This is a genomic window from Nonomuraea sp. NPDC049504 (genome assembly GCF_040676845.1).
Lineage (GTDB): Bacteria > Actinomycetota > Actinomycetes > Streptosporangiales > Streptosporangiaceae > Nonomuraea > Nonomuraea salmonea.
Map to the genome: position 1 here is coordinate 457,024 of NZ_JBFAPT010000003.1, position 13,870 is coordinate 470,893.

Here is a 13,870-nt window from a genome sequence, read left to right on the forward strand (position 1 = left end):
GACGGGGGTTTTGGGCATCCGAACGCCTAGATTTCCGGATCTGATGGGCGTGGAAGGAGTTGCGTAAACTTGCGGAAAGGGATTTCATGGTCCGAACGTGCTGGGGAGACCGCGGGGGAGATCGATGACCGACTGGTGGCGAAATGCCGTGATTTACCAGGTCTACGTGCGCAGCTTCGCCGACGGCAACGGCGACGGCGTGGGTGACCTGATCGGCGTTCGCGATCGCCTGCCGTACCTCGCCGGTCTCGGCGTCGACGCCCTCTGGCTGACGCCCTTCTACCCCTCGCCGATGGCCGACTTCGGCTACGACGTGGCCGACCACTGCGACGTCGACCCGCTGTTCGGCACCCTCGCCGACGCCAAGGCGCTCATCGACGAGGCGCACGGCCACGGGCTGCGGATCATCGTCGACCTCGTCCCCAACCACACCTCCGCCGCCCACCCCTGGTTCCAGCAGGCGCTGCGCGGCGAGCGCCGCGAGCGCTACATCTTCCGCGACACGCCCAACGACTGGGAGTCGATCTTCGGCGGTTCCGCCTGGACGCAGGTCGAGGACGGCCAGTGGTACCTCCACCTGTTCGACCCCTCCCAGCCCGACCTCAACTGGGACGACCAGGAGGTGCGCGGCGAGTTCGAGTCGATCCTGCGCTTCTGGCTCGACCTGGGCGTGGACGGCTTCCGGGTGGACGTCGCGCACGGCATGGTCAAGCCGCGCGGCCTGCCCGACATCGGGCGCGGCGACCAGGCCACGATGGTCGGCAGGGAGCCGGTGCCGTTCTTCGACAACGACGAGGTGCACGAGATCCACCGCTCCTGGCGGCGGGTGCTCGACTCGTACCCGGGAGAGCGCATCGGGGTGGCAGAGGCGTGGGCGCCCACGCCCGAGCGGCTGGCGAACTACGTGCGCCCCGACGAGCTGCACCAGGCGTTCAACTTCCACTACCTGTTCGCCTCCTGGGACGCCGCCGAGCTGCGCGCGGTGATCGACGCCTCGCTCGCGACGTCCGCCTCGGCCGGCGCCCCCACCACCTGGGTGCTGTCGAACCACGACGTCAAGCGGCACGTCACCCGCTACGGCAGCCTGGCGAGGGCGCGCGCCGCCGCGCTGCTCACGCTCGCGCTGCCCGGCTCGGCCTACGTCTACAACGGCGAGGAGCTGGGCCTGCCCGAGGTGCTCGACCTGCCGCCCGAGCTGTGCCAGGACCCGCAGCGGCTGCGCGACCCCGGCAGCGGCCGCGACGGCTGCCGCGTGCCGCTGCCCTGGACGCGCGACGGCGGCTGGCGCGACCCCTGGCTGCCCATTCCCGCCGGCTGGGCGGAGCTCAGCGTGCAGGCCCAGGAAGGTGTGCCCGGCTCGACCTTGGAGCTGTACCGTGCGGCGCTGCGGCTGCGCCGCGACCTCACCGGCGACCTCACCGGCGACCTGGTCTGGCACGACTCTCCCGAGGGCACGCTGATGTTCTCCAGGGGGCCGGTCGTGTGCGCCGTCAACCTCACCGCCGCGCCCGTCGACTTCGGCGTGGACGGCACGCTGCTCGTCGCCTCGGATGTCCCTGGAGCAGGGGATTCCGCGGCCTGGTGGAAAGTAAAGTGTCAGCCATGAACGGTCACGCTCGCCTCGCCGACATCGCCGCCCAGGCCGGGGTGAGCGAGGCCACCGTCAGCAGGGTGCTCAACGGCAAGCCGGGCGTCTCGGCGAGCACCCGGCAGTCGGTGATGGCCGCACTCGACCTCATGGGCTACGAACGCCCGCCCCGCCTGCGGCAGCGCAGCAACGGGCTGGTCGGCCTCGTGACCCCTGAGCTGGACAACCCGATCTTCCCCGCCTTCGCCCAGGCCATCGAGAAGGCGCTGACGCAACACGGCTACACCCCCGTGCTCTGCACCCAGCTGCCCGGCGGCGCGCCGGAGGACGAGTTCACCGAGCTGCTCGTCGACCGCGGCGTGAGCGGCATCGTGTTCGTCTCGGGGCTGCACGCCGACACCACCGCCCGCATGGACCGCTACACCCGGCTGACCGACCGCGGTCTGCCGATCGTGCTGGTCGACGGCTACAGCGAGCACATCGCCGCGCCCTTCATCTCGCCCGACGACCGCATGGCCGCCAGGCTCGCCGTGCAGCACCTCGTCGACCTCGGCCACGAGCGCATCGGCCTCGCGCTCGGGCCGCGCAGGTTCGTCCCCGTGATCAGGAAGATCGAGGGCTACCGGCAGGCCATGGCGCAGCTGCTCGGCTCGGCCGACGTCGAAGAGCTGATCGCCCACTCGCTGTTCTCCGTCGAGGGCGGCCAGGCCGCCGCCGCGCAGCTGCTCAGCCGGGGCTGCACCGGCATCGTGTGCGCCAGCGACCTCATGGCGCTCGGCGCGATCAGGGCGTGCAGGGAGAAGGGGATGTCGGTGCCGGGGGAGGTGTCGGTGGTCGGGTTCGACGACTCGCCGCTCATCGCGTTCACCGATCCGCCGCTGACCACCGTACGCAAGCCGATCGGCGCCATGGCGTCGGCCGCCGTGCAGACGCTGCTCGAAGAGGTCAACGGCGCGCCCGCGAAGAACGTCGAGCTGATCTTCCAGCCCGAGCTGGTCGTGCGCGGCTCCACCGGATCAGGCCCGCTGGTCAACCGGTGAGCGACCTGCTCGTGCTCGGCGGCTCCGGCGTCGACACCACCGTCTACGTCCCCGAGCTGCCGCTGCCCTACCGCGACACCCACCACGTGCCGCCCGTCACCGACCGCATCGGCAACACCGGCGCCGGCGTCGCGCTCGGCTGCCACGCGCTCGGCCTCGGCGTCGTCTTCGCCGACCTCATCGGCGACGACCCGCAGGGCGCGCTCATCCGCGACGCGCTGCGCGACCTCGACTGCCGCTTCGGCCGCGCAGCGGCGGGCACCCGGCGCAGCGTCCTGCTCGTGGACCCCGACGGCCGCCGCACCTCGCTGCACGACGCGCGGGTCACGCCGGGCGAGCGGCTGCCCCGCGAGCTCTACGCCGGCGTGCCGGTCAGGCACGCGCACGTGTCGATCATCGACGCCTGCCGCGACGTCTTCGCCGATCTCGGCGGTGCGCCCGTCTCCACCGACCTGCACGACTGGGACGGCGTCAACGACTACCACCGCGACTTCGCCCATCAGGCCGACCTGGTGTTCCTGTCCGCCGCCGCGCTGCCCGACCCGGCCGCCACCATGCGCGAGGTCGTCGGGCGCGGGCGGGCCCACACCGTCGTGTGCATGCGCGGGGCGCTCGGCTGCCTGGTGCTGACGCGCGGCTCCGCCGTCCGCGCCTTCCCCGCCGCGCCACTGCCGGGGCCGATCGCCGACACCAACGGCGCCGGCGACGCGTTCGTCTCCGGCTTCCTGTACGGCACCCTGCGCGGCAGGCCCCTGGAGGAGTGCGTACGCCTCGGCGCCGTCGCAGGGGCCCACGCCTGCACCGTGCCGGGCACCCACGAGTCCCCGATCACCGAGGCGGTGCTGCTCGCCCGCTCACCGTGAGCGGTCCAGCTCGCGCCAGGCGCGGAAGACGAAGGGCGGCGCCGAGATCAGCACGTAGACGCTGGTGAACATGAGCAGCGTCACGTCCAGGCCGGTCAGCGTGCTCAGCGAGCCCGCCAGCAGGCCGCCGACCGGCATGCCGGCGTACGCGGCGGCCGTCATCGCGCCGATCACCCTGGCCCGCAGCCGGACGGGGATCCTGTCGTACTGCAGGATGCCCAGGATGGGGTTGATCGCGCCGGCGGCGAACCCCGACAGCGCCGTCACCGCCAGCGCCACCGGGAACGGCGCGTCCAGGGCCAGCACCAGCACCCTCGGCACCCCGGCCAGCAGGAAGCACAGCCCGTACGTCAGCCGCATCGGTAATCGTTCGCCGGCCGCCCCGTACACGATGGTCCCGGCCACCGCGCCCGCCCCCAGCACACCCGTGAGCAGGCCGAAGGCGCGCGGGTCGCCCACCACCTCGCGCGCGTAGAGCGCGAGCAGCACCTGCGTGACGCCCGTGTCGAGCAGGTTGACCACGACGACCATGGCGGTGGCGCTGAGCTGCAGCCGGTCCTGCCAGAGGAAGCTCAGCCCGGCCCGCAGGTCGCCGAGGTAGCCGGCCGAGTCGCGGGCGTTCCGCCGTACGCGCGGCACGCCCGCCCCGATGAGCAGCGCCGACAGCAGGAACGACACGCCGTCCACGAACAGCAGCAGGTGCGGGCCGATCCACAGGATCAGCACCCCGGCCAGCGGCGCCCCGACCATGGCCGCGCCCCGGCAGACGCCGTCGTACGCCGCCGTGGCCCGCTCGATGCGCACCCCGGCCGCCAGCGACAGGTCGGGCAGCATGGCCTTGCGCGCGGTCTCGCCCGGCGTGGTCACCAGCCAGCGCAGGAAGAGCATCAGCAGCAGCAGCGGATAGCTGAGCCCTGTCGTCAGGAACAACGCCGGGACGGCCAGCGCGATCAGCCCGCTGACCAGGTCGGACACCACGCTCGTCAGCCGGTAGCCGAACCGGTCGACCAGCGTGCCGCCGAAGGCCGCGGAGATCACGATGGGGAACGTGGTCGCGAACGAGGCCAGCCCCGTCAGCACCGCGCTGCCGGTCGTCTCCAGCACGAACCAGGGGACGGCGAGGATGGAGAATATGTTGCCGGTGACGGATAAGGCGTTGGCGGCCAGGAAGGTGATGAATGGACGCCTCACGCGATGCCCCCGGCAACGGTTGTCGCTTCAGCGTTGCTCATGGGCGCCTTATGGTCAAGCGCCCCCTTTTTAGAGTCATAGTCCGATAAGTCAGATGATCACGCCGCTTATGCGCCCGAAAGCCTATAAGTCGGGAAATGTGCGATGGCGGGAGCGAGGCGACGAACGGGGGCGGATAGGCTCATGGCCCTGACATGCGTGTCCTTGCATACCTCCGGGAGGCTGCCCCGATGACCGTTGCCGTTCACGTCGGTCCCGAACCCGTCCCCGCGCTCATCGACGCCGTCGAACGCGGCGGCGGCCGGGTCGTGCCTCTTGAGCAGGCCGAGGCGATCGTCTACTTCGGCAGCGACGACCCCGCCGAGCTGCGCGGCATGCTGCACGAGGGCATCCGCTGGGTGCAGCTGCCGCACGCCGGCATCGAGCGGTGGGCCGATGCCGGCGTCATCACCGAGCACCCCGTCTTCACCGCCGCCACCGGCTCCTACGGCCCCGCCGTCGCCGAGCAGGCGCTGGCCCTCATGCTGGCCGCCGCCCGCGACCTGCACCGCCACGCCAGGGCCACCACCTGGGGCCGCAACGACTCCCGGATGCTGGCCGGCTCGACGGTCGCCATCGTCGGCGCCGGCGGCATCGGGCGGGCGCTGACCCGGCTGCTCGAGCCGTTCGGCTGCCGGGTGGTGGCGGTCAGCGACCGCGGCGAGGTGCCGGGCGCCGACGCCATCCTGCCGCGCGCCCGCTACCGCGAGGCGCTGCCCGGCGCCGGCTACGTCGTCGTCGCCGCGCCCGCCACTCCCGAGACCAGGGGCATGTTCGGTACGCGCGAGTTCGAGCTGATGGAGAAGGACGCCTGGCTGGTGAACGTCGCCAGAGGCAGCCTCGTCGTCACCGGCGAGCTGGTCGAGGCGCTGCGCGCGGGCGTCATCGGCGGCGCCGCCCTCGACGTCACCGACCCCGAGCCGCTGCCCGCCGGCCACCCGCTGTGGACCATGGAGAACGTCCTCATCACCCCCCACAGCGCCAACCCCCGCCCCGCATACTGGCGCGGCCTGGCCGACCGGGTCACCGCCAACGTCCGCCACTTCGGCGCCGGCGAGCCCCTCGAAGGCGTGGCCTCTCCCAAGCAGGGCTTCTGACGCACCTGCCGCAGCGGGGGGTGCTCAGTCGAGGTTGAGGCGGGCGCCCTTGCTCTGGCCGGAGTCGTGGACCTCCAGGCCCAGCGGGTCGAGGTCCTTCGGCAGCTCGAACACCAGCGAGCCCCTGAACGTCCGGCCCGCCTCGACGCGGACCGGGGTGATCTCCTTGCCGTCGGCGTCGAGCAGCCTGGTGCCGCCGTGCAGGGCTTCGTCCTCGTCGATCAGCTTCTGCCGGCCGGGGTCGAGGACGCGGGCCTCCTGGCCGACGTTCCTGACCTGGACGCCGACCTCGCACGTGCGCATGGTCGCCGCTCTGCCCGGCTTGGGGCACTTCGTACTGGTGACCGCGAACCGCAGCTTGCCGTCCTGCACCGGCCCGTCCGCGCCGACGCCCGTCGAGCGGAGGAACCACGACACCGCTGTCACCAGCAGCACCAGCAGCACGATGACGATCACCGCGGCCATCAGGCAGCCGGACAGCACCCCGCGCTTGGGCCGCGCCGGGTAGCCGGGGAGCGGGCCCTGCCCGGTCGTCGAGTGGTGCGGCCCCGCCTGATGAGGCATCGGCCCCTGCCCGCCCTGAGGCGGCATGGGCACCCGCGGCATCGGCCCGGTCCGCTCGACCAGCGGCGGCAGCTGCGCACCCTGCGGCTGCGGCTGATGTGACGCCCCAGGCCGAGGTCCGGTGCGCTCAGCCGGTGGCGGTTGATGTGACGCCCCAGGCCGAGGCCCGGTGCGTTCGGCCGGCGGCGGCTGATGCGACGCCCCGGGCAGCGGCCCGGTGCGCTCGGCGGGCGGTGGCAACGGCGAGCCGCCCTGCCGGGGGCCGGTGCGCTCGGCGGGCGGCGGCAGTTGGGCGCCCTGCGGCTGTGGCTGATGTGACGACCCAGGCCGAGGCCCCGTGCGCTCGGCGGGCGACGGCTGCTGCGAGACGCCGGGACGCGGTCCGGTGCGTTCGGCCGGCGGCGGCTGCGGCACCCCGTGCCCGCCTCCCGGCCCGACCTGTTGCGGCGACCGCGCCGCCTCGGGTTGCGGCGCGTGCGAGGAGCCGGGTCCGGGCTGGGGCGCCCGCGCGGCATTCGGCCCGGGATGGGGTGCGTGTGCGGGACCTGGGCCGGCGTGCGAGGAGCCGGGAGCCGGCTGCGGCGCGTGCCCAGGGCCGGGAGTGCCATGAGGAGCCGGGCCCGCGCGGTCGGGCCGGGGCGGCATGAGGGGGCCGAACTCCGACGGGTTCCACGCGCTGGTCAGATGCTTGGTGGCGGCGAGCTGCGCGGCCGGCTCGTCGGCCGCCCCCACGAGCTCCAGCAGCAGCTGCCGGGCGGCGGGCCGCCGCGCGGGGTCGGGGTGGATGGCCGCGGCGACCAGCCGGTCGAGCGGCGCGGGCAGCCCCCGCAGGTCGGGCGGCGCCTGCCGGGCCCTGGCCGCCATCACGTACGCGTCGCCCTCGCCGAACGGATGCCCGCCGAGCCCCGCGTAAGCGATGAGCGACCCCCAAGCGAACACGTCGCCCGCCGGGCTGGTCTGGCCCTCGAAGACCTGCTCGGGAGCGATCCAGCCGGGCGTGCCCATGACCATGCCGGCGTTGGTGTGGCGGGAGTGCACGTGGGTGGAGCGGGCCAGCCCGAAGTCGATCACCCGCGGCCCGGCCAGCGTCAGCATCACGTTGGCCGGCTTGAGGTCGCGGTGGACGAGCCCGGCGGCGTGGATGGCGGTGAGCGCGGCGGCCACGCCGACGGCGGCGGCGTGGAGCACGGACGGCGACAGCGCGCCGTGCTCGATGAGGTGGTCTTCGAGCGAGATGCCGTCGATGTACTCGGTGACGAGGTAGAGCCGCCCGCGGTCCTCGCCGTGGTCGAGCACCCGGGCGGTGCAGAACGAGGCGACCTTGCGCGCGTTGGACACCTCTTCGTGGAAGCGCGCGCGGTAGACGGGGTCGGCGGTGAAGTCGCGCCGGATCGCCTTGACCGCGACCTTGGAGCCGTCGGCGGCCCTGGCGAGATAGACCACGCCCATGCCGCCGGAACCGAGACGGCTGATCAGCTCATAGGGGCCGATCGCCGGCGGGTCTTCCGGCTCAAGAGGAGTGCCTGCGGAGCGCCCCAACGTCGCCGTCCTCTCGCCGTCGTCATCCCGTCGCAACCCGAACCGTTCCTCCCGCCGGTTCGTTTCGTGTGACAACCCGAACTGTCCCGCGCCCGGCATCCCGTTTGTACCCCAGACTCTAACGGAGGAAGGCGATGCCCGGTGGCGAGTAGTCCGCGCATGGCCGCATCGGGCTGTCCCGTCGTCAGCCCCTGGCGGGGTCGCGGCGCAGGGGACGCATGGAGACCCGCAACCGGGCGAGATCGATGGCGTGCGGCAGCGGCCGGTGGGGCGAGAGCAGCCGCCCGACGGGCTTGGGACGGGCGGTGCGCAGGATGGCGCCGAGGAACGCGGTGCCGACGGCGAGCGTCAGGTTCACGCCGTCGCAGCCGGGCCGCGCCCACCACTCGGTGGCGGCGGTGCCGTCCAGCCAGATCTCGGGGGCGAAGGTGTCGGCGTACGGCAGGCGCGGGCTGCGCTGGTGGGCGGCGACCGGCACGAGGACGGGGGTGCCGGCGGGCACGGCGCTGCCGTACCAGGAGGTCTCGGTGGTCGTGACCCGCGCGAGCGCCGGCACGGACGGCCACAGGCGCAGGCCCTCGCGCAGGCAGGCGCGCAGGTGGTCGGGATCGGAGCGGGCGGTCTTGCGGTGGCCGGGGTGCGCGGCGAGCAGCGCCAGCGTCTGCGTCAGCCCGGCGGCGGCGCAGCCGAAGCCCATGAGCCAGTACGCCGCCTGCATGAGCCCGCGCGCCTCCGGCTCGGGGGTCTCGGCGATGAGCCCGGCCAGGCTGCCCGGCTCGGCCCTGCGCAGGTGGTCGATGATGCGGGCGTCGTAGCGGCCGGACAGGATCTCCTGCCGGCGGCTCGCCCGCCACCGCCCGGCCCGCGTGAGGCCCTCCAGCAGCCGGGTCAGCTCCTCGTCGCGGGTGGCGCCGTCGCCGTAGACGCAGCGCCTGGCCACCCGCTGCCAGCAGGCGTTGAGCCTGGAGTGGTCGACCACGCCGCTGGCCAGGTCCGCGGCCTCCTCCTTGGCGATCTCGATGAAGCGCGGCCGCAGCACGTCGGTGGGCAGGCCGAAGGGGCGCTCGTCGAGCGCGGGCGCGTAGGAGGCGTCGTTCCCGGCCAGCACGCGCACGGCGTCGCGCTTGGACAGCACCAGCAGCGCGGGGCGGCGCGGCCGGCGGACGAGGACGGGACGGCCGCCGTAGCGGGTCTCGAGGGCGGCCAGCAGGGGGCGGGAGCGCAGCAGGTCGCGGCCGTGCGTGACGTGGGGGATGCTGCCCGGGGGGAGGAGCAGGGCGGTCAGGCGCAGGCTCTCCAGCACGGTCGTCCTGGGCAGCCCCCTAGGCACGCGCTGCCTGCCGCGGAGCGGGTGGGTAGGTCATGGATCGATGTGATCGCCCCCGGGGCGGCGCCGCAATGCGGGGTTTCGGCCAATGGAACACATCCGGCTGCGAGATCGGTCGGTGTTCCGGTGGCCGGAACGCTCACCGGCCGAGGAGGGCGGCGGAGATGGCCTGGGCGGCGCCGCGTACGGAGATGCCGAGCGGCCCCAGCGGCACCACCTGGGCCGGCGCGGCCACCGACACCGCCATGCACACCCGCCCGCCGGGCCCGAACACCGGCGCCGCCACGCAGGCCACGCCCTCGGTGTACTCCTCCTGCGAGCAGGCCAGGCCCTGCCTGCGCACCTGGGCCAGCTCGCGGTCGAGCGCCGCGAGGCTCGTGACCGTGCGGCGGGTCAGCCGCTCGAACGGGCCGTGCGCCGGCAGGTCGTGGCGCAGCTTGGGGTCGAAGGCCAGCAGCGCCTTGCCCGCCGCCGTGCAGTGCAGCGGCGCCCGGTCGTCGCCGTCGGAGCGCGAGCGGACCCGGTCGTGGCCGTAGACGCGCTCGACGTAACGGACCTCGGGCCCGGCGGGCACGGCCAGGTTGACCGTCTGCCGGGTGGCCTCGTACAGGTGAAGGAGGTAGGGCAGCACGCGCCTGCGGGAGCCGGGGATGCGCGGCCTGGTCGCCCCGCCCATCGACGCCGGCAGCTCACCGGGCAGGTACGCGCTCCCCACCCGCCTGGCCAGCTCTCGCGAGCAGAGCACGCCGAGTATGCGGTGGGCCGTCGACTTCGGCAGGCCGGTGCTGCGGCACAGCTGCGACAGCGTGACGGGCCCGGTGGCCGCGCTGAGCGCGAGCAGGATGTCGATGCCCCGCTCCAGGCTGCCCGGCTGGGACGCGGGCCGCTCGCGCCGCACCATGCGCGCTTGACTGATCGTTTCCGTCGGCATCGATGTCCCTTTCGCTCTCCGAGGAGCAGAAGGGGCTTCCCGGGGGGCTGCGGTGTGGACTGCGGTCTTTGGCTGCTGTTGGGGCTGCTGTTTCCAACCGCTGACCTACCCGGCCGCCGCCCGGTGATACCACGCTCAGTGAAGAGCGATGATCTCCGCGTACACGGAGACCGCCACCTCGCCGGGCGTCCGCGCGCCGATGTCCAGGCCGGCGGGGGCGTGCACGCGCTCACCTCCCTCCAGGCCGGCCAGCACCGCCGCGCCCCGCCTGCGGCTGGCGATCAGCCCGACGTACGGCACCCCGCGCCGCAGCGCCTCCCGCAGCACCGGCTCCTCGCCCACGCCGTGCGAGGCGACCAGCACCGCCGTGGTGTCGTCGGCGAGCGGCCCTGCGCCGGTGTCCACGTTGCAGCCCATCGCCGTCCCCACGGCGGCGAGCGCCCGCGCGATGGGGCCGTCGCCGTGCACGCGGACCAGCGCGGGCGGCAGCACCGCCTCCAGGAAGATCTCCAGCGTGCCGCCCGACAGGCAGGGCTGGCCGACCGCGACCAGCCCCTCCTCCTCGTGCGGCGCGGCCTGCTCCGGCGTGATGCGCAGCAGGGTCGTGCCGCCGGCGCTCAGCAGGCGCAGGCTCTGGGCGCGTACGGTGCCGGTCGCGCACACCCCGCCCACGAAGCCCTCGATCGTCCCGTCGGGCAGCACCACCGCGCGGTCGCCCGCTTTCGCGCTGGTCGGCCGCTGCGCGCGGACGACGGTGGCCAGCACGTACGGCTCCCGCCCCGACCGCAGCCCGGCCACCCGCGCGTCCAGATCCCTGGCCGCCGGCGCCCGCGAGGTTCCAGGCCGGGGCGGGGGCGCCGGCATGCCGAGGAACTCGCTCACGGGATCGCCAGGTCGGTGCGGAACGGCTCGCCCCTGGTGACCCGCCACACGTTCGCCGGGGTCAGCGGCATGTCGGCGTGCCGCACCCCGTACGGGCGCAGCGCGTCCACCACGGCGTTGACCACGGCGGCGGGCGAGCCCACCGTGGCCGACTCGCCGACGCCCTTCGCGCCGATCGGATGCGTCGGCGACGGCGTCACGGTCTCGCCAAGCTCCCACGACGGGCACTCCATCGAGGTCGGCAGCAGGTAGTCCATGAACGAGGCGCCCAGGTGGTTGCCGTCCTCGTCGAACGCCATCACCTGCATGAGCGCCATGCCGACCCCGTCGGCCAGGCCGCCGTGGATCTGCCCCTCGACGATCATCGGGTTGATCCGCACCCCGCAGTCGTCCACGGCCACGAACCTGCGCACCTTCACCTGCCCGGTGCCGGGATCGACGTCCACGACGCAGATGTAGGCGCCGAACGGATAGGTGAGGTTGGGCGGGTTGTAGACGGTGACGGCGTCCAGGTGGCCTTCGACGCCGTCCGGCAGCTCCAGGTTCGAGTGGGCGGCCAGTGCGATCTCGGCCATCGACCTGCCGGTGGCCGGGTCGCCAACCACCGACCACTTCCCGTCGGCCCACTCCAGGTCGTCCGGCGACGCCTCCAGCATGGCCGCCGCGACGATCTTGGCCCGGTCGCGCACCTTGCGCGCCACGATCGCGGTGGCGGCGCCGGAGACGGGGGTGGAGCGGGAGCCGTACGTGCCGAGGCCGAACGGCGTCTGGTCGGTGTCGCCGTGCACCACCTCCACGTCGTCGGCCGGGATGCCCAGCTCCTGCCCGACGATCTGCGCGAACGTGGTCTCGTGCCCCTGGCCCTGCGACTGGCACGACACCCGCAGCACCGCCTTGCCGGTCGGGTGCACGCGCAGCTCGGCGCCGTCGGCCATGCCGAGGCCGAGGATGTCCATGTGCTTGCGCGGGCCCGCGCCGACCGCCTCGGTGAAGAAGCTGATGCCGATGCCCATCAGCTCGCCCCTGGCCCGCCGGTCGGCCTGCTCGGCGCGCAGCTTGTCGTAGCCGGCCAGGTCCATGGCCAGGCGCAGCGCCTTCGGGTAGTCGCCCGAGTCGTACTCCCAGCCGGTGGGGGAGTGGTACGGGAACTGCTCGGGTTTGAGCAGGTTGCGCATGCGCAGGTCGGCGGGGTCCAGGCCGAGCTCGGCGGCCAGCACGTCCACCAGGCGCTCGACCAGGTAGACGGCCTCGGTGATGCGGAAGGAGCAGGCGTAGGCGACGCCGCCGGGCGCCTTGTTGGTGTAGACGCCGGTGACCTCGCAGTGGGCGGCCTCGATGTCGTACGAGCCGGAGAAGACGTGGAAGAAACCGGCCGGGAACTTGGTCGGCTGCGCGGTGCCGTTGAAGGCGCCGTGGTCGGCGAGCACCTTGACGCGGATCGCCTGGATCCGCCCGTCGCTGGTCGCGGCGATCTCGCCGCGCATGTGGTAGTCGCGGGCGAAGGCGGTGCTCATGAGGTTCTCGGAGCGGTCCTCCATCCACTTGACCGGGCGGCCGGTGACGATCGAGCCGACGATGGCGCAGACGTATCCCGGATAGATCCCGACCTTGCCGCCGAAACCGCCGCCGATGTCCGGCGAGATCACCCGGATCTTGTGCTCGGGCAGCCCCGCGACCATCGCGTACAGCGTCCGGTGCGCGTGCGGCGCCTGCGTCGGGCACCAGACCGTCAGCTTGCCCGTCACCTTGTCGAAGTCCGCCACCGCGCCGCACGTCTCCAGCGGCGCGGGATGCACGCGCGGGTAGAGCATGTTCTGCGCGACCGTGACCTCCGCGCCGGCGAAGATCTCCTCCGTACGCGCCCGGTCCCCGGCCTCCCAGTCGAAGATGTGGTTGTCGGTACGCCCTTCGAGGTCGTCCCTGATCACCGGGGCGGCCGCGTCGAGCGCCTTCCTGGCGTCGATGACCGCGTCGAGCGGCTCGTACTCGACGTCGATGAGCTCCAGCGCGTCGCGGGCCGAGTACGCGTCCTCCGCCACCACGAACGCCACCTCCTGCCCCTGGAAGCGCACCTTGTCGGTGGCCAGCACGGCCTGGGTGTCCTGCGACAGCGTCGGCATCCAGGCCAGGTTCAGCCCCGCCAGCGTCTCGCCGGTGATGACCGCCTTCACCTTCGGATGCGCCTCGGCCGCGCTCGTGTCCACCGAGACGATGCGCGCGTGGGCGTGCGGGCTGCGCAGGACCGCGCCGTACAGCATGCCGGGCAGCCGCACGTCGTCGGTGTAATTGCCGCGCCCCCGGATGAACCTGGCGTCCTCCTTGCGGTGCATGCGCCCGTAGCTCATGACCTCGCCTCCCTCTCGGCGGCCCACCTGATCGAGCGGACGATGTTCTCGTAGCCCGTGCACCGGCACAGCTGGCCCGAGATGGCCTCCCTGATCCGGCCCTCGTCGGGGTCGGGGTCGCGATCGAGCAGCGCGCGGGCGGTCAGCAGCATGCCCGGTGTGCAGAACCCGCACTGCAGGCCGTGGCACTCCACGAAGCCCTTCTGCACGACGTCCAGCTCGCCGTCCCGCTCCAGGCCCTCGACCGTGGTCACCTCGTGGCCGTCGGCCATGACGGCCAGCACCGTGCACGACTTGACCGGCACCCCGTCGAGCCGCACCGTGCAGACGCCGCAGTTGGAGGTGTCACAGCCCCAGTGGGTGCCGGTCAGGCCCAGCTCGTCGCGCAGGAAGTGCACGAGCAGCAGCCTCGGCTCGACGTCCCTGGTGTACGGCTGCCCGTTCACCGTGACCGTGATCCGCAT

11 protein-coding genes are annotated in these 13,870 nt (G+C 73.3%); 4 read left to right on the top strand and 7 right to left on the bottom strand.

Annotated elements, in window-relative coordinates:
• Positions 1–124: 124 nt before the first annotated feature.
• From AB0K28_RS08560 to AB0K28_RS08570, 3 genes are read left to right on the top strand one after another with little or no spacing between them, the layout of a single operon-like run.
• Positions 125–1,606 carry a glycoside hydrolase family 13 protein gene (locus AB0K28_RS08560; protein ID WP_364366752.1) on the top strand — a complete coding sequence of 494 codons (1,482 nt, stop codon included), beginning with the start codon at positions 125–127 and terminating at the stop codon, positions 1,604–1,606.
• Positions 1,603–2,628, top strand: a complete 1,026-nt coding sequence (locus tag AB0K28_RS08565) for a LacI family DNA-binding transcriptional regulator (protein WP_364366755.1) — start codon at positions 1,603–1,605, stop codon at positions 2,626–2,628. Before AB0K28_RS08560 ends, AB0K28_RS08565 begins: the two co-directional genes overlap by 4 nt.
• Positions 2,625–3,491: a PfkB family carbohydrate kinase gene (locus AB0K28_RS08570; RefSeq protein ID WP_364366758.1), complete on the top strand. Its 867-nt coding sequence runs from the start codon at positions 2,625–2,627 to the stop codon at positions 3,489–3,491. Before AB0K28_RS08565 ends, AB0K28_RS08570 begins: the two co-directional genes overlap by 4 nt.
• Here the strand turns inward: AB0K28_RS08570 and AB0K28_RS08575 are convergent.
• Positions 3,483–4,682: an MFS transporter gene (locus AB0K28_RS08575; protein WP_364366761.1), complete on the bottom strand. Its 1,200-nt coding sequence runs from the start codon at positions 4,680–4,682 to the stop codon at positions 3,483–3,485. The two genes, AB0K28_RS08570 and AB0K28_RS08575, sit on opposite strands and share 9 nt — an antisense overlap.
• Positions 4,683–4,912: 230 nt before the next feature.
• On the opposite strand from AB0K28_RS08575, the gene AB0K28_RS08580 reads away from it, so the two are divergent.
• A complete protein-coding gene (locus AB0K28_RS08580; protein WP_364366764.1) occupies positions 4,913–5,818 on the top strand; it encodes a D-isomer specific 2-hydroxyacid dehydrogenase family protein in 906 nt (301 codons plus the stop codon).
• Between the two features lie 24 nt (positions 5,819–5,842).
• On the opposite strand, the gene AB0K28_RS08585 is transcribed toward AB0K28_RS08580, so the two are convergent.
• The 6 genes from AB0K28_RS08585 to AB0K28_RS08610 form a co-directional block, all read right to left on the bottom strand.
• Positions 5,843–7,921, bottom strand: coding sequence for a protein kinase (locus AB0K28_RS08585; RefSeq protein WP_364366767.1), 2,079 nt, complete (start codon positions 7,919–7,921; stop codon positions 5,843–5,845).
• A 184-nt stretch (positions 7,922–8,105) separates the two neighbouring features.
• Positions 8,106–9,251 carry a cytochrome P450 gene (locus AB0K28_RS08590; RefSeq protein ID WP_364366770.1) on the bottom strand — a complete coding sequence of 382 codons (1,146 nt, stop codon included), beginning with the start codon at positions 9,249–9,251 and terminating at the stop codon, positions 8,106–8,108.
• A 136-nt stretch (positions 9,252–9,387) separates the two neighbouring features.
• On the bottom strand, positions 9,388–10,179 hold the full coding sequence (locus AB0K28_RS08595; protein ID WP_364366773.1) for an IclR family transcriptional regulator: 792 nt from the start codon (positions 10,177–10,179) through the stop codon (positions 9,388–9,390).
• Positions 10,180–10,314: 135 nt separating this feature from the next.
• Positions 10,315–11,061, bottom strand: coding sequence for an XdhC family protein (locus AB0K28_RS08600; RefSeq protein ID WP_364366775.1), 747 nt, complete (start codon positions 11,059–11,061; stop codon positions 10,315–10,317).
• Positions 11,058–13,406, bottom strand: coding sequence for an aerobic carbon-monoxide dehydrogenase large subunit (locus AB0K28_RS08605; RefSeq protein WP_364366778.1), 2,349 nt, complete (start codon positions 13,404–13,406; stop codon positions 11,058–11,060). Before AB0K28_RS08605 ends, AB0K28_RS08600 begins: the two co-directional genes overlap by 4 nt.
• Positions 13,403–13,870, bottom strand: a complete 468-nt coding sequence (locus AB0K28_RS08610; protein ID WP_345402294.1) for a (2Fe-2S)-binding protein — start codon at positions 13,868–13,870, stop codon at positions 13,403–13,405. Before AB0K28_RS08610 ends, AB0K28_RS08605 begins: the two co-directional genes overlap by 4 nt.